At 72.8% G+C, this 17,964-nt stretch carries 4 protein-coding genes; 2 read left to right on the top strand and 2 right to left on the bottom strand.

The features are described from left to right. Positions 1-79: 79 nt before the first annotated feature. Positions 80-2,113, bottom strand: coding sequence for a sodium/solute symporter (locus CA12_RS05405; RefSeq protein ID WP_145361329.1), 2,034 nt, complete (start codon positions 2,111-2,113; stop codon positions 80-82). A gap of 286 nt (positions 2,114-2,399) precedes the next feature. On the opposite strand from CA12_RS05405, the gene CA12_RS05410 reads away from it, so the two are divergent. Both CA12_RS05410 and CA12_RS05415 read left to right on the top strand, forming a co-directional pair. Continuing rightward, the gene (locus CA12_RS05410; protein ID WP_145357852.1) at positions 2,400-14,807 is read left to right on the top strand and encodes a DUF1583 domain-containing protein; all 12,408 of its coding nucleotides are present in this window, start codon (positions 2,400-2,402) and stop codon (positions 14,805-14,807) included. Between the two features lie 101 nt (positions 14,808-14,908). Then, a complete protein-coding gene (locus CA12_RS05415) occupies positions 14,909-16,519 on the top strand; it encodes a cytochrome P450 (RefSeq protein ID WP_145357853.1) in 1,611 nt (536 codons plus the stop codon). A gap of 51 nt (positions 16,520-16,570) precedes the next feature. Here CA12_RS05415 and CA12_RS05420 read toward each other — a convergent pair whose 3' ends face one another. Beyond that, positions 16,571-17,908 (bottom strand): DUF1552 domain-containing protein, encoded by a 1,338-nt coding sequence (locus CA12_RS05420; RefSeq protein ID WP_145357854.1) that lies wholly within the window; start codon positions 17,906-17,908, stop codon positions 16,571-16,573. Positions 17,909-17,964: the final 56 nt, after the last annotated feature.

Consider the following 17,964-nt stretch of genomic DNA (forward strand, 5'->3'; position numbering starts at 1 on the left):
CCGGCCCGCCGCCCCGGCCAGCGGGACGTCCCGCTGGCCGGCGTTCGTTCCCCGTCGCGGCGGCTGGAAGCCGCCGCGACTACGCCGCCGCCCGCGTCTTCGTCAGCAGACTAGTCAGCACCAGCGCCGCGAAGCCCAGCGGGATCGTCACGATGCCCGGCTGGGTGAACGGCGTCAGCGCGTCGGCCGGGTCCAGGCCGTAGACCTCGCCGTAGGTGTCGCTGGAGAGCAGGATCCAGGCCAGCGAGCTGATCATGCCGACGGTCACCCCGGCGATCACGCCCTGCTTCGTCGTGCCCTTCCAAAACAGGATGCAGACCAACGCCGGCAGATTCGCGCTGGCCGCCACGCTGAAGGCCCAGCCGACGAGGTAACTGACGTTCATCCCCTGGAAGGCGATCCCCAACCCGATCGCGATCACGCCGACGACCACGCTGGCGATCTTCGCGACCCGAACCTGTTTCGCCTCGTCCATCTCGATGCCGAGGCCGTGGGTCATCAGGTCGTGCGAGACGGCCCCGGCACTGGCGAGGATCAGGCCCGACACGGTCCCCAGCACGGTGGTGAAGGCGACGGCGCTGATGCAGGCGAACAACCACTCCCCGAAGCTGCGGGCCAGCAGCGGGGCGGCCATGTTGCTGTCGGTGGGGTCGAGGGCCCCGCTGGTCATCGCCCCCAGGCCGATATACAGCGTCAGGACGTAGAAGAACCCGATGACCATGATGCCGACGATGGTCGATTTGCGGGCCGCCGCGGCGTCCTTGACGGTGTAATATCGAATCAGGATGTGCGGCAGGCTGGCCGTGCCGCAGAACAGGGCGAGCATCAGGGAGAGAAAGTTGATCTTGCCGAGCAGTTCGTCCGATTTAATATCCGCGAACTTCGGGTGATTGCCGGGGGTGAGGAGGGCCTCGCCGGACGAGCCTCCTTTCGCGATGAGCGTGATCTGCCCTAACTCGGGAACGTCGATTTGAAACGCCTTCTCGGGTAGCACCGCGAACCCGTCCCCAAGGCGCTGGAGGAGTTTCACTGGTCCCCTCTCCTCCGCCGGGGTTGGAGCGCCTATTGGCATCCGGTACTGCCCAATCTCTGTGATTGCCCTGCTACTCGCCCCCAGTTCGTCACCGATGCCTAAGACGACTAACTCCCGGACACCATAATCAACGATTTTCTCTCCGGATTTCGACGGGCGCTCTCGATCGTATGGAAACATCCAGAATCCACGAACTTCCCCTTTGTATGCGTGTCGCGCTGAGGTTCGTGAATAATCATGGCGGGTGACGAAAACGGTCTCGCCGGGTGCAACTTCCTTCGCGGCAAGGAGTGCGGCCTCGTAAAATGTCCCTTTGGCGTTGAGGAGAACGTTCGCGTCAGATTCGCCAGGCCTGCCCAGCGAATAAGTTTCGTCGCCGCCTGCCCAGCTCTTCAACCCAGAGGATCGAAAGACGTCGACCGCGCCGACGTAATCGACCTCCTCGTCGGCCCACTGACCGTCCCCCAACCCCCGCCACAGCACCAGCCCCACCAGAATCGTGCTGAACACGACCAGCAGGCCGCCTTTGATGAACTGCACCCAAGTCGTGGAGACCATCCCCGCGGTCGTCACGATCGCGATCACCACGCCGCCGACCAGCGTCACGCCGACCCAATGCGGCAAACCGAGCAGCGGGGTGACCAGCGCCCCGGCGCCGACCATCTGCGGGATCAGATAAAAGATGCTCACCGCCAGCGTGCTCAGGCCCGCGGCGATCTTGATGCCCTTCGAATTGAACTTGGCGTCCAGCGCGTCGGCGAAGGTGAACTTGCCGAGGCGCTTCATCGGCTCGGCGATCACGAACAGGGCTACCACCCAGCCGGCCAGAAAGCCGATGCTGTATAAAAAGCCGTCGTAGCCGTAGAAGGCGATCATCCCGCAGATGCCCAGGAAGCTCGCCGCGGAGAGATAATCCCCCGCGAAGGCCACGCCGTTGACGAACCAGGGGATCTGCCCGTGGGCGGCGAAATAGCCGGCGGCGCCCTTGGTGCGGCGGCCCAGCCACCAACTGAGGATCAACGTCCCCGCCACGAAGGCCGCGAAGATCAGGACGGCGGTGAGGGAGGCTTCGTGCGGCATGAGAACCGGCATGGTGACTGTCCGGTCCGCCCCGGGCGACCTCGGCCGGCCCGCGTGCGGTCGCCGGTGGACAGGGCGGGCGCGGGGCGGGACGATCGGCGGCCCGACTCACCGTCACCGCGACGCCACGTTGTTTTTGAGGCGTTTTGGGGGTCGGTCCGCCCTCCAGCCCGTCACGGAACGCTTGGGAATGGCTCTCTCTTATTGCTCGGCAGCCGGGTCTTCAACGGACCGCCCGATTGCGAATCGCGGCCGCGGCCCGTTCTTAGCGGCCGTCGCCCTGTCCTTGCTGCTCCCCGCCGCCGCGGCCCCGCAGGACGACCCGGCGAACGCCGCTCCCCCGGCCGCCGAGCCCGCGGACGCGCCCGCGGAATCGCCGGAGATCGCCCGGGAGCGGGAGATCGCGGAGCGGTTCCTCAGCCTGCTCGAACGCAATCCCCGCCCCGGCACCGCGCTGGACCGGGCCTACGCCTTCTACGCCGAACGCGGCGAACTGGCCGAACTCGCCGACCGGCTGCGGAGCCGGATGGAGGAGGACGAAGAGGACGCCGCCGCCCCGGCGATTCTCGGTCTGATCGAAGCCCGCCGCGGCAACGACGACGCCGCGATCGCCGCCTTTCAGGCCGCCGCGGAGCGGGCGCCGGAGGATCCGAACCCCCGCGCCCGCCTCGCCGAGACGCTGGCGCTGGCCGGTCGGCCGGTCGAGGCGGCCGCGGCCTACGAGGCGGCGCTGGCCCGCGACCCGAGCCGCCGCGATCTGCCGGACCTGCTCTCCGGCCTCGGCCGGGCCCTGACCCGCGGGGGACAGGAGGACGAGGCCGCCGCGGTCTGGGACCGGCTGACCCAACAATTCCCCGGCGACGACGCCGTGCGGGAGCAGATCGCCGCCGTGCTGGAAGCGGAGGGGAACCTCGACGCCGCCCTCGCCCGCTACGAGGCCCTCGCCGCGGAGACCTCCGACGAGTACCGCCGCATCGCCTTCGGCCTGAAGGCGGCGGGGTTGAAGGTCCGCCTCGGCCGCACCGAGGCGGCCGTGCAGGACTTCGAGGCCCTGCTGGCGAACCTCAACCCGGACAGCTGGCTGTTCCGCGAGGTGCGGGGCGGGATCGAGCGCTCCTTCCTCCGCACCGACGACCTCGCCGGCCTGACCGCCTACTACGAGGGCTGGTTGGAGGATCATCCGGAAGACGTCGCCGCGATGGCCCGGCTGGGCGAGTTGCTGGACCGCCAGAACCGCGACGCCGAGGCCCGCAAGTGGCTGGAGAAAGGGGTCGAGAAGGCCCCCGGCGACGCCCGGCTGCGGCGGGCGCTGATCGCCCAGCTGCTGCGGGCCGAGGAGTACGCCGCCGCCGCGGAGCAGTTCGCCACGCTGGACGAGCAGACCCCCGGCGACGCCGACACCCTCCGCGACTGGGGTTCGGTCCTGCTGAGCGACCCGTCCCGGTCCGACGCCGAACGGTTGGCCGCGGCCAAGGCGATCTGGCAGCGGCTGTTGGAGGAGCGGGGCGAGGACCCGGTCGCCGTGACCCGGGTGGCGGACTGGCTGCGGCAGGCGGGCGACGCGGAGGGCGCCAAGGCCCTCTACCGCCGGGCCGCGGAGTTGGCGCCGGAGGACCCCCGCTACCGGGAGTATCTGGGCGAATACCTGCACGTGCTGGGGGAGTCGGAGGCGGCCGTGGCCGTCTGGACGGAGCTGGCCGCCGGGGAAAACCGGGGCGTGAAGACGCTGGCCCGGCTATCCGAGGTGTTGGGCGGCTTCGGCTACGACGAGCGGGCCGCGACCGCGGCCGCGGAGGCGGACGCGTTGGACGTGCAGGAGGCCGGTTCGGCCGACCCGACGGCGGGGGCGCTGGAGTTCGCGGACCGGATGCGGTTCGCGGAGCTGTTCAGCCGGGCCGGGCGGGCGGACGCCGCCGAGGGGCAGATCGCCAAGGCGGAGGCGCTGGCGGTGACGCTCGAGGAGCGCCGGGCGGCTCTCAACGCCGCCATCGACGCCGACCAGGCCGCCGACCGACTGGAGGATCGCATTGAGGAACTGAAGGCGACCGCCGCCGCCGAACCGCAGAACGCGGACGTGCGACTGCGGCTGGCGTTGTATCAGGACGCCGCGGGCGACTCGGCGCGCGCCGCGGCGAGCGCCGCCGAAGCGTCGGCCCTCGCCCCCGCCGATGTGATCGTTCTGGCCACGCTGACGGAACTTCAGGAGCAGGCGGGGTTCACGGCGGACGCCGCGGCGAGCGCCCGCCGCCTCGCCGGTCTGGACCGGCAGCGCCGGGCGGACCACCTCATGCGCCTGGCCGAGTTGCAACTGCGGCTCGGGCAGCAGGCGGACGCCCTCCGTACGGCCCGGGAGGTCGTCGCCGGGGCGCCCGGCAGCCCGGAGGCGCTGTCGTTCCTCTCCCGCACGGCGTTTCAGATCGGGAACGAGGAGATGGGCCTGGACGCCCTGCGGCGGGCGGCCCGCTCCGCGGGGAGCGATCCCGGTCCGCTGCTGGAACTCGCCTCGGCGCTGGCGGATCGGTTCCGCACGGACGAAGCCGTGGAGCTGCTGTGGCGGGCGTTCGAGACCGCCGGGTCCGTGGACGATAAAAGCGTCGTCGTCCGCCGGCTCGCCGAGCTCTCCCAGCGGCAGAACCGGTTCGCCCCGTTTCTGGAGAAACTGGAACGCACCGCGACGGGCGGGCGGCGGCCCGGGGCGGCGGAGGCGGGGGTCGACCGGGAAACGGCCCTGCTGTTGGCGGAGGCGCATCTCGCCGTCGACGACGCGGCGTCCGCCCGGGAGACGTTGGAACCGCTGCTGAACCGCGACCCGCGGGACGCGGCGCTGCTGGCCCGGCTGGCGACGCTGGCGGAGAGCGCCGGCGACCTGGAGGACGCCGTGGCCTTCCAACGCCGGGTCGTGGAACTCGGCGACGCCCCCGCCGAGCGGATGCGGCTGGCCGGGCTGCTGATCGCCGCCGGGGACGGGGAGGCGGCCGAACGCCTCTACCTGGAATCGTTGAGCCGCGAAACCGACCCGGCCGAGCGGGTCCGGGCGATCGACAGCCTGCTGAGAAGCGGCCGCGAGGGGGCGGCCGTCCAACTGGCGGACGCCGGCCTGTTGCGCGACGGCGACGACTGGGAACTGCTGGCCCGGCTGGCAGTCGCGGTCCTCCTAGCCCGGAACGACGAGCTGACGGAGGCGCCGGCCTCCCTGCGGCCAGCCGCACCCGTCGACGCCGAACCCGCCCCTGCCGAGCCGGAATCAGGCGACGCCGAACCGGGCCTCAGTCGTGAACGGCGGGAGGCGATTGCGAGCGTCGCCTTCGAGCGGATCTGGGATCTCGACCTCGACCCGGACGCGCCCTCCGCGGCGACGAAGGCCGCCGCCGAGCGGAGCCGCTCCCGCCGCACCGGCAGCGGGGGGAGCGCCTCCGGCGGGGCGGCGCCCCCGACGCTCGGCCTGATCTATGCACGGCCTCAGGCCGTTTACCCCTTCCTGCCGCTGTTGGGGCTGTCCGATCAGCAGTACTCCAGCGGCGGCTCCGGCCAGCCGGTCTTCGCGCCGGACGACTACGGCACGGCCCGCCTGCTCGCGGCGGTGTGGCGGTCGACCCGTGACGAGGACTTCGCCCGCCGCGTCTTCGAAGAGGCCGGGGTCCGCGTCGCCGACGCCCCGCCCGCCGCAGCCGACGCTGACGCCCCCCCGCCGCTCCTCGACGCCGACGCCGCCCCCGACCGCGGCCGGCTGTGGGACGCCTACTTCCTGACGTCGACGGCCCAGCGGAACCCGTCCATGTTGCCGGAACCGCTGCGGGGGCGGATCGGGGAGCTGCTCCCGGCGATCTCGGGGCGGCTGGCGCGGCTCCCCGACGCCGGGGCGGCGGAGGCGCAGGCGTATCTCGTCTCGCTCCGATCGAGACAGTACCGGAGCGCCGATGCGGAGGAGCCGGCGCCGCTTTCCCAGGAGGAACTGGCGCTGATCGAGCGATCCACGGCGATCCTGAAGGCGTCGGACGCGACCGCGCCGGCGACCTACCAACTGACGCTGATCAGCGAACTGGAACGGGCCGGCGAGGACGAGCGGGCCGCCCAACTCACGGCGGCGATGTTGGAGGGGGCGGACGAGCCGGAGGAGATTCAGGCGGCGATCACCGCGTTCGGGTCCCCCGCCCGCCGGGCGGACGCCTCCGAGCGCCTCGACGCGATCCTGGCGCTGCTGGGCCGGGCCGCGGCCCTCGAACCGCAGGAGCGGGCCCGGGCGCTGCCGTCGGGCAGCACGTTCGCCCGGTTGGCCGGCGAGTCGGCGGCCCAGGGCGACGCCAAGCGCCTGTTCGCCCTGCTGGACGCCCACGCCGACGCCGTCGCCGGCACGCACGACGGCTCCGGCTCCGCGACCGAGGGGCGCCCAGTCGTCCAGTGGGTCTTCCTGGAGAACGGCGGCCTCAGCGGAAGCTCCCGGGGGAACAGCTTTCCCCCGCCGGCGGCGCCGATCGCCGACGAGCACGTCACGCTCCTCTCCTCCCTGATGAACTGGATGGCGCGACCGGGGTCCCTCGCCGCGCTCCGCGACGACGCCGACGAACCGTCGGACGACGACGCCGACGACGCGGCGCCGACGCTCGGCTTGTCCCCGGCGGACCTGCTGGCCCACCTGCGGGAACGGGCCGAGCGGCCGGACGCTCCGGCCCGCGGGCACGACCTGTTGCGGGTGGCCTGCGTGGAGGCGTGGACCGGAGAGGTCGACGCCGCCGTGGCCACCCTGGAGCGGGCGCTGGACGCGAACCCGGACGACGCCGCGCTGCGGCGGGTCACGGCGGCCGCCAAGATCGAACGCGGCGATCCGGCCGCCGGTCTGGCCGTGCTGGACGGGGTCGAACCCTCGAACCCGGATCAGCTGCGCGAGCGCGAACTGCTGGCCCTCCGCGTCGCCGCCCAGACCGGCGATCTGGACCGCGCCCGGGCCGCGGCCGAGCGCCTGTTCGGCCTGCGGCTGAACTCCGGCGAGCAACTGGAACTGGCTCAAACCCTGCAACGCCTGGGCATGAGCGAGAAGGCGGAGGCCGTCCTCGCCCGGATGCGCCGCGGCGCCTCCAACGACGCGACCGCCCTGGCGGGGATGATGGAGCTCTACCAGCGCGGCGGGAAGCAGGACGTCGCCGTGGAGATCGCCCGCACCATGCTGATGCGGTTCGGCGGCTCGCAACCCGTTCCCGGCCAGGGCGTCACCAGCGCCCAGCGGGAGACGCAGGTCGCGTGGCGGCGGGCGGTCGACCTGCTGCGCACGCAGGGCGAACTCGACCCGATCATCGAGGACCTGAAGGCCAAGCTGGAACGGAATCCCAACGCGAACGCCGTGCGGCGCGACCTGATCGCGCTGCTGACGGCCGTCAACCGGAGCGAGGAGGCGCAGGCCCTGGTCAAAGCCGACGCGGCCCGGCCGACCCCCAGCGACCCCCGCGTCATGGCCGCCCTGGCGGCCACCCTGCAGAACCAGGACGCCGACGCCGCCGCCGACCTCTACGTGAAGGTCATCGCCGCGGACCCCTCCGTCATCGCCAACGAGTACTGGAACGTTCAGAACGCCTTCCAGCGGGCCAAGCGGACGAAGGACCTCATGGCGGCGGTCGGGAAAACCGACCCGGCCGACTGGGGCCAGTACCGGCACGCGATCCCCAACCTGATCAGCAACTCGCTCAACGAGGCGGACTCCCGCGAGGCCGCGATCGAGGCGTTGCAGTCGATGTGGGAACGGCACCCGAGCGAACGCCCCTCGCTGTTCTCCTCCCTGAGCAACCCAAAGCTGATCGCCGCGGAGGGGATCTACCAGTACGCCGTCGAGCAGGCGGTGAAGGCCCCCTCGGGCCCCGGCTGGGCGGAGTTCGGGAACGTGCGGCTGTGGAGCGGCGACCCCAACGGGCTGGCGAACCTCGTGACGGCGGCGGCGAAGTCTCGGGACGAACTGGACGAGTTCATCGCCCAGGTGCAGGCTGAGCGGGAACGCCGCCCGGACTGGCACGCCGGCCGCGGGCTGCTCGCCGCCGCCCAAGCCGCGGCCGGCGACGCGGACGCCGCCCGCGACGAGGTCGCAGCGCTCCTCGCCCTGCCGGAGAAGGACGGGCCGACGGGCGCCGCCGCGTGGCTCCTCAGCGTCGCCCTGGACCAGGCCCGCGGCGACGTGAACGTCACCAACAAGACCCAGGGTCCGCTGGACGACTTGGCGCTGACGCTGATGCGCCGGGCCGCCGCGGACGGCGCCTCGACCCCCTACCGGGGCAACGGCTTCGATTTCTCCCCGGAGCGGCGCCTCGTCGACCTGCTGATCCGCGGCGATCAAACGCCGGAGGCCCGCAAGCTGCTGTTGGCCGCGGTGTTCGAACCGCAGGCCGACCTGTACGCGAACTACGGCCCCGGCAACTCGAGTTACGCCGCCCGGATGGAGGTGCGCTCCTGGACCGAGATCGGCACGAAGCTGGCGGACATGGGCTTTCCCATGGACGCCCTCCGCGTCCTGAACCACGCCCTGGCGGACGGCGTCCCGCGGTCCCAGATGCCGTCTAATCAATACGAACGGCGTCAGTTGGACGAGGCGTTCGCGAAGGTGCAGAGCTCGCTCACCCCGGCGCTCCTCGCCGAGGAGTTGGGGCGGCGCCTGTCCGCCGAACGCACGGCCGCCGAGTCCGGCGAGCCGCAGTCCGCCGAGCCGCCGCCGCACAACCGGGAGTCCCTACTGGACCTGTTCGTCACTGCCAACGACGGCGGGGAGGACCTGCGGGGGGCGACGGTCTCCAGCGGGCTGATGCAAACGTTGCTGTCCACCGAGAAGCCGCTATCCCCCAACCGCAGTCAGACGACCGCGGGGGCTTCGCGTTTGCTCTTACCCACGCTCCGCAACCCCGCCGCCGAGGTGCAGGCCGCCATGACGCCGCGTTCGGGCGAGGAGACGGCTGACAAGATCGCCGAGCGGGTCGCCCCGCTGCGGGAGACGTTGAAGGGCTACGCGGAGGTGCGGCCGGACGACCTCAGCGTGCACGCGACCGCGGTGCTGCTGGCGTTCGCGGCGGGCGACGAGGAGGCCGCCGCCGAGCCCGTCGCGGCGCTCGTCCGGCTGGCGTCGCAAACCAGTGACCCCGTGGCCGACGGCGACGGGGCCGCGGACGCTGACTCCCAGGCCGACAAGGCCGCGGAGGCGAATCGGATCGGGGCGCTGTGGCTCGTCGGCGTGGCGGCGGCCGAGCGACCGGCGACCGCGGACGACGGCGTCGTGTTGATGGAGGCCGCCTTCGCCGCCGCCGGGCGGCTGCCCGATTCCGCGTGGCAGATCGCGTTGAGCGTCGAATCCGGCCGCGTCGCGGCGGCCCGCGGGGACGCCGAAACGGCCGAGGACCGCTGGACGCAGTTGCTGGAAACGGTGCTCGACCGCGAACTCTCCGACGCGGCGGACGATCCTGCGGCGCCCGGCGAGGCCGGAGCCTCCGTGATTCCGCCCGTCGCCCCGCCCGTCGGCCCCTCCGTCGCCCCGCCGGGTCCCGCCGGTCCGGCGCCGCCGGGCGTGCGGGCGGCGTTGCTGGCCTTCGCCCTGGCCGCCGTTGCGGAACCCGCCGCCGTCGCCGAACCGGCTGAGAAGGGGCTGCCGATCACCTCCGGCCCCCGCGCCCGCCGGGCGTTGCAGGTCGCCCAGCTCGCCGCCGAGAACGGCCTGACCGAACTGAGCCTGCGGGCCGTGCGGGAATCGCTGGGCGGCGGCGCCCCGCTGGGCGGCGGGGCGGCGGGCGGCAACTCCGCCGCCGCCTCCCTCGTCGGCGGGTTCGTGGGCGGCGGGTTCGTGGTCTCCAGCGGGAACAACGGCGGCGGCATGTTCGGCTCCGTCCTGAACGCCCCCGAGCAGGCCGGCATGCCGCTGGCGGACGCGGAGATCGCGACCGCCCTGACCACCCTGTCGTCGCAGTGGGAGGCCGCCGGGGCCGACCCCGCGGCGGTCGCGGCGACGCTGCTCGACGTCGTGCTGCCCGCCGCCCGGCCGAACGAAGCCTTCCCCTACCTGGAACCGTTCGTCGCCGGCTCGGGCTCCGACGCAGCCGCGACCGCGACCGCGACGCGGGACGCCGTCGCCCCGCTGCTGACGTGGGCGACCCGGGCGGGAACGCTGGGGGCGGTCCGGCGGCGGTTGGAGGGACGGCAGTCGGCCGGCGAGGCGGGGCGGGCGGTCGATCTGCTGCGGGTCCGGCTGGCGGTTGCGGAGGACCGGGCGGCGGACGCCGCCGCGGGGCTGGTCGCCCTCAAGGAGGCGGTGCGCACGGATCTGTCAGGGACCGGCGGCGAGACGCTGCTGCACGCCGCCCTGCCGGCGCTGGAGGCCGGCGTCGCCGCCCCGGAGGCCATCGACGCCCTGTTGGCGGGCGTGGAGAGCTACGGGAAGTCGGAGGGCGTCTGGACGCGGTTGCTGCCCCAACTGGCCCGCGCCGCCTTCGAGCAGGGCGATCCGGCCATGGGGGAACGCCTCCTCGACCGGTTCGTCGAGCTGGCCCGCTCCAACCCCGCCGTCCGGGTGAACGCGAAGCAGGAGGCGCTGACCAGTGCGATCCACGAAGCGGCCCGCGGCGGGGCGGCGGTCCCGGCTCTCAAATGGCTCAACGCCCTGGAAAAACTGCCGGTCTACGAGGAGCAGTCCAGGGCCCCGCGGTTCAACCGGGACGAGGTGACGCCCGACCTGGCCCGCGCCGCCGCGGCGCTGCCGGCGGACGAGCGGTTCGACGTCCTGCTGGCCTGGGCGATCCCGGGAACCTCGCTGAGCGAGGCGGAACAGGTCGCCGCACGCCGGCCGGGGGCGATCCGGGACCTGGCGGCGCTGCTGCCGACGGACGGCCCGCCGGCGGAGTTCGGTCGGCCCGCGGATCCGGCCCGTCGGCTCAGCGCTGAGGCCGGGCGGGCGCCGGCGCCGCTGACGAGCCTCCTCGTCGCGCTGGCCGCCGCGGCGGTGGAGGCCGATCGGGTCGACGAACTCGCCGCCGCGCTGGACCGGGCGGCCGCGGCCCGGGCCTTCGCCCCGGACGACGCCGACGTTCCCCGGAGCGCCCCCGGGGCCTCCTTCGCCTCGCCCGAACTCATTCAGGTTCAGCGGACGGTCACGCTGCCCAACGGCGCGACGACGACGGTGATGACGACCCAGCGCCAGCCGCGTCGCGTCGACGGGATCGCCCCGATCCCGCTCGATGCGTCGGGCACGGTGCGGACCGCGACGCTGCGGGCGTTAACGGGTCTGAAGCCCGATCTGCCGAAGGCGTTCGCCGCCGCCGCCGAGCTGCGCCAGTGGATCGCGGATCGCGACGACGGCAACCCGTCCGGCGAGTGGAAGGTCGCGCTCGATCAGGCGTTCGCGGCGAACCTGCTGCTCGCGTGGGCGGCGCTCGGGGAGCCGGAGACCCGGACCGCGGCCTTGGAGGAGCTCAAGACGCTGGAAACATGGGCGGTCGGGAACAATGTCGTCGGCGGGGACTTCCGCGAGTCGATTCTCGCCCTGCGCACCGAGGCGGAGGGTCCGCCGGGCGTGCCGCCGCTGGGCGCCGACCACGGCCTCTGGCGGTCCGCCGCCCCGGGCTCCTACGCCACCGGGCCGACCGGCCGGCCGGGCTGGACCTTCTTGCACGGCATGGCCCATGCGACCGGGTCCGGCCGGGCGAACCTGCTGACGTTCCGACTGCCGCTGACCGGGACGTTTCAGCTGTTCGTCGTCGCGTCGAACGGAACTCGCGAGGAGGCGTTCCCGATGTACAACGGCCTGCTCCACGAGGCGTTCCCGCACAACGGCAGCTTCTACGCCCGCGACTTCAGCGGCACGCGGTTCGCCAAGGAAAACGCCCCCTGGCTGCCGTACCAGAGCGAACAGCGGTTCCTGTACGACGTGAGCCCGGAGCAGGTCGAACTGAGGGTCGCCGGCCGCACGCTGTTCACGGATCCGACGCCGCCGCCCGGCTCGCCGTTCTTCGGCCTGTCGACGACGGACGGCCGTCGGGGCTGGTTCAGCGCCGTCCGGATCATCGGCGATCCGACGATTCCCGCCGAGGTCGATCTGCTGGCCGGGGACCGCACCGACGGCTGGTTCTCCCCCTCCGGCAACGGCGCCTGGCCGCGGGAGGGGCTGGAATGGGACCGCAACGCCCCCCGTTCCCAACCCCGCTGGGCCGTGAAAGACGGCGTGTTGGCCTCCAAGCCCGACGCCGGCCGGCTGATGCACCACCGCCCGCTGTTCGACGGCGACCGCATCGCCTTCGAGTTCCGCACCGTCGGCGCCGCGGCGACCGTCGTGCCGTCGCTGGATCGCGTCGGGTTCGTGCTGGAGCCGGAGGGCGTCCGGCTGCGGTTCCTGCCCGTCGACTCGCCCCGCGGCCGCTTCGCCGAGGACGGCGGACTGGGCGCCGCCCGAACCGTCCCCGCCCCCGGGGCGCTGGGGCCGGTTCCGCTGGTTCCCAACGACTGGAACCGAGCCGTGCTGGAAGCGCAAAACGGGCGGCTGACGCTCTCCGTGAACGACGTGCCGGTGTTGGAACGCGACCTCTCCGCCGGGGCCGGCACGCCGCACGGGGCGGCCCACCCGGACCGCCTGTTCGGCCTCGCCCCGCCGCCCGGCGGGACGGCGGCGGTGCGCAACGTGATCCTCTCCGGCGACTGGCCGACCGAACTGCCGGAGGACTGGAAGGCGAACCTCCTGCTCCGCCCGGAGTTGTCCGCGGCGCCGGAGGACCCGCTCGCGGACCGCCCGTACGACGATCAAGCCGTCGCCGAGGGGCGGCGGGACGTCGCGCTCCTCGGGCACTATTGGATCACGGCCCTGCAATGGGAGTTCCTCGCGACGGCGGCGGCGTTGTCGCCGGAGGACCGGCTGCGGGTTCTGGTCAATCAGGTGCTGTTCACGCCGGAGGACCCGTACTGGCGCAGCGATTGGGCCTTCTCCCCGGCCGACCCGCCCCCGGGCACGAACCTGCCGGGGGTCGAGAACCCCGCCGAGGGCCGCCGCGTGCCCACCGGCGGCCGGTTGCTGAGCCCGATCCTGATGCTGGCGGAGACGGCCGAGGAACTGGGCCGACTGGACGACCTGCGGGCCGCCGCGGAGCGGGCCCCCGCGACCTCAGACCCCACCGCCGCGGCGCAGGCGGCGTTGCTGATCGCCGTCGGGATGCGCGACGGCGGCGAGATCGCCCCGCACGTGCAGTTTCTCGAGACCTACCTCGGCAAGATGACGAAGGAGACCCAGGCGTGGGAGCCGCGACCGATGCTCATCGCCGGCCGCGCCCTGGCCGACGCCGTGATCGCCGATCCCTCCAACACGGAGGCGAAGCAGGCCGCCGAATCGCTGGCGACCGGTTACCTCCAAACCTTCCAGAACAACTTCGGCGGCCCGTGGACGATCCCGAAGCGACAGGCTCGCACGATCTTGGCGGACCTCGAAACCGAACCGCCGGTCGGCCCGGCCTGGGTCGCGGCGCCGGAATTGTCGCTTCGCAAAAGTGCCGACGGACTCCCGGCCGCCCGCTGGACGGCGCCGGAGGGCGCGACGGGGAACGCCGCGGAGGACACGGGGGCGACGGTCCGCCATTGGGCCGGTGGGGAGCGGGACCGGCTATTCGCTGTCCGCCCCGCGGCGCCGACGGCGGACGGAACCCTGACCGTGACCGCGACGCCGACCATCGGCTGGTTCCACATCGTGCGGGTCCTCGCCGGGGGGCTGGGCGTCCAGATGGAAGCGAACCGCGATCGGCTCAACGTCCGTTCGCTCAGCGAGCAACGGGCCGACGCCAAGCTGGCGGCCAAGTACGAGGGGAACGACTACCCGCTGCGTCTGGACGTGCGGCGCGATCACTTCACCGCCCTCTTCTCGGACAAACCCGTCTGGGAAGCCGCCCTGGATACGGTGACGTTCGACGGCCCGCTGCCGTTCCTGGCGCTGCAAGCCCGCGGCGACTACGGCGGCGCGGTGCGGAACCTGACGATCGGCGGCGACGTGGAAACGCCGGACGCCGTCGCCCTGCTCCCCGATAACGGCCGCATCCCCGACTGGTGGGTCGACGCCTACGGCGACGAGAACAAGGACCGCACCACCGCCGGCTGGGAGTGGCAGGACGACGGGCTGGCCGCGGGCCCCCCCTCGCCCGATAACGCCGGGGCGTCGGACCAGGAGACGCTGCTGGTCTTCCCCCGCCCGCTGGCCGCGCCCACGGAAACGGTCCGGTTCGAGTTCCTGCACGAACCCGGCGTCGGTTCCGGCGGCGGCCCCGACGGTGAGAAACGGGACCGGGCCGGGGTGCACGTCGCGCTGGGCCGGATCGCGTTCGTGCTGACGAAGGACGGCGTGCGGGTGCACCGCATCACCGCCGGCCCGACCGACCGGCTGCCGCTGGCCAGCGACAACCTCGCCGACGAACCGGAGAACCGCCGTGGCCCGGAGACGCTCGATCTCTCCCCCGGCATCTGGCGCACGTTGGAACTGACCGTGACGAGCGGCGGCGACGGATCGAACGGCGACAAGCCGAACGGCGATACGGCGACGCTGTCGCTGGACGGCACGCCGATCTTCGAGCGGCCGATCGCCCCGGCGAACCGCCGGACCTTCGGCCTGTTCCGCTGGGTCGGCGATCCGGCGGTGCGGGTCCGCAACGTCACCCTGTCCGGCGACTGGGCTGACGTCCCCCCCGCCGCCCCGGAGACGCCGAGCCCGTAGGAGGAATCGAGCGGGCGGCGACGGTCTCGGCGGGCCATGGCGGGCTCGGGGAGACTGCCGGAGACCGCGCGCCCGCGGACCGGGTTCACGCCACGCTCGCCATGACCGCCGCCGCCTCCCCGCTCTCGCCCGCCGGTTCGCCGCTCTCGCCTGCCGGTTCGCCGCTCTCGCCTGCCGGTTCGGGCCCGGGTCGTGGGCGGCTGGGGCGGTTGCCGGGGCAGTTGCGGCGGGTCAATCCGTTCGGCGGGGACTGCCGGCCGTCGCGGGTGCCGTTGTTCGGATCGGGGGGGCCGGCGCTGCCGTTTCCGCATCCGTGGAACTACGGGCAGCCGCTGGAGATCCTCGACACCTATTTTCACAGGGCCGACGACGAAGCCGGCCCCGGCCGCCACAACCGCTATCTGGACGTGCCCGGGTTCGCCCCGGTGCTGGTCACCCGGGACCCGGCCGTCATCCGGGCCGTGACGACCGCCACCGGCGACAAGCCCGGGCAGTTCGACCGCGACACCCTGCCCTCGACCGGCATCGCCCGGGCGACCGGGCCGGACTCGCTGCTGTACGCCAACGGGCCGCTGTGGCGCCGGCAGCGGAAGCTCGCGGCCTCCCCCTTCGGCAAGACGAGCCTGTTCCAGCCGGAGAAGTTCGGCGAGTTCGAAGCCACCTTCCGCCAAACCGTCGCCCAACGGCTGGACCTCCTGCGGCGCCATCTGGAGCAGAGCGGCGAACCGACCGTGCGGCTCGAACTGGAGCCGGAGATTCAGGCGGTGATGTTGGAGATGCTGGCGAACAACTTCTTCGGGGCGACGATCCCCTACGCGGCGATCCGCGACCGCTACGCCCCGGCGTTGTCGCGGACGATCGAACGCATCGTCCGCGACACCGTGACCAACCGCGTCGGCGTGCCGGTGTGGAAGTGGCCGCCGCTCACGCCGGGCCTCCGGCGGGCGCGGGCGGATTACGCGGCGTTCGAGGAGCTGACCGACCACGTGCTCGCGGCCCGGCGCCCCCTCTCCGGAGGACCCGGGCGGGGCCTGTGGGGGCAGTTCAAATCCGACGCCCCGGACGCCGCCCTCCGCAGCAACGTGCGGGTGTTTCTGGCCGGGGCGCTGGAGGCCACCACCTCCTACGCCTGCTGGACGATCTCGCACCTCGCCCGCAACGAGGCGTGGCAGGAACGGGTCCACGAGGACGTCCGCACGATCGAGGACTACACCCCGCGGAACCTGCTGGGGGCGACGCATTTATTAGCGGCGATGAACGAAACGCTGCGGCTCACGCCGTCGCTGTATTTCCTCCCCCGCCGGGCCACGGCGGACACGACGCTGGACCTGCCGCACGGCCGCACGCTGACGATCCCCCGGGGCACGCACCTCCTGCTGGACGTCTGGCACGCCAACCGGCACGAGGACCACTGGGGAGCGGGCGTCACCGGCCACCCCGCAGGGACCTTCGCCCCGCAGCGGTGGGCGGAGGCGACGACCCAGGCCCGCGGCTGCAAGGACCTGCTGCACTTCGGGTTCGGCCACGGCCCGCGCGTCTGCCCGGGCAAGCATCTGGGGGAACTGGAGGTCGGGCTGGTCGTCGGGGCGTTCGTCAAACTGTTCCGGGTGCGGGCCGTGCACGCGGAGAACCCGCCGAAGGCCGGCGTCTCCACCAAACCGGCGGACGGCACGCTCGTGGAACTGGCCCTGCGACCCGCTCCGGGAGCCTGACGTAACGCGCCCTGTGCACAGCCTTCGGCCGAGGGGGCGGCAGGCCGGGGGTCAGACGGTTTCCAGCCCGGGGAGCGTCCGCGTGCCGGTGGCGAAGCGGTCGGTCTCGAAGCCCATCTGCTGGAGGACGCTGACGAACAGGTTGGCCAGCGGCTCGTTGTTCTGCCGGTCGAACCGCAGGATCGGTTCGTGCCGGAATCGCCCCCCCGCCAGCATCAGCGGCAGGTTGGTGGTCGTGTGCTTGTTGGCGTCGCCGAGGTTGCTGCCGAGGAGGATCGAGGTGTTCGTCAGCAGGTCGGCGTCGTCCTCGCCCACCGCGGCGAGGTCCCCCAGGAAGCTTCCGAACAGCCGCAGGTGGTTGCGGTCGATCGCCTCCAACTGCGCGAGCTTCTTGGCGTTCTTCCCGTGGTGCGACAGGTTGTGATAGCCGTCGGTGATCTCCACGTCCGCGTCCCGCACGTCGGAGACGGTCGGCGTGGCGTTGGTGTCCAGCAGCAGGGTGACCGTGCGGGTGGAGTCTGTCTCGAAGGCGAGCTTCGCCATCTGGTACATCAGGGCGGACTTCTCCATGAAGGCGGTCCGCTCCGCGGGGTCGGTCGGCTGCGGGATCGGGGCCTCCGGCTTGGGGCGTTGCGCCCAGCCCTCGTTCTCGGTCAGCCGCCGTTCGACGTCGCGGACGGCGGTCTCGAACTGGTCCAGCCGCTCCCGGTCGCGGGGGCCGAGCGTCCGCTGCAACGATTTGGACTGCGCCCCGACGGCGTCCATGATGCTCCGGCCCAGCCGTAACTCGTGCATCCGGGCCCGCACCTCGGCGTCGGTGCCCCGCAGGAACAGGCGGCGGTAGACCTCCGCGGCGCTGTCCTCGCAGGGGATCAGCACGCCGGATTCGGTCCAGGAGAGGCTGCGGCGGCCGGGGGAGGCGTTCACGCCCAGGGTCAGCGAGGGGAACCGCGTGACCGGGCCGAGCTGGCCGGCGACGTACTGATCCAGCGACACGGAGTTCTGAAAGCCCCCCGTCCCCGGCCCGGGCGCCCCAGTCAGGAAGGAGACGTCCGAGGCGTGCGACCCGTTCACCCCGGGATGCGAAACGCCCTCCAGCACGGTGACGCGGTCGCGGACGTCGGCCAGCTCCTCCAGGTAGGGCGAGGAGGCGTCGTCCCCGGCCCCGTCGAGCCCCCCGTCGGCGGGGAAGAACTTGTCCGGCACGAAGCCGAGGTTGTTGCAGATCGCCATCATCCGCCGCGGGGAGCGCCGCTCCCGGGAGCGGGCGTGGGCGGGCGTCATCGCGTCCAGCCACGGCAGCGCCAGCGCCACCCCCGCCCCCCGCAGAAAGGTGCGGCGGCCGAGTCGCTTCTTGAGCGAGACGTGCGGGGCGTCGTGAACGGGCATCGGGACGTCGGGGCGGGGGGAAATCGGGCGGGGCGAACGCGGAAGGGCGATCTCTT

Origin of the sequence: Alienimonas californiensis, from assembly GCF_007743815.1 — a bacterium.
Lineage (GTDB): Bacteria > Planctomycetota > Planctomycetia > Planctomycetales > Planctomycetaceae > Alienimonas > Alienimonas californiensis.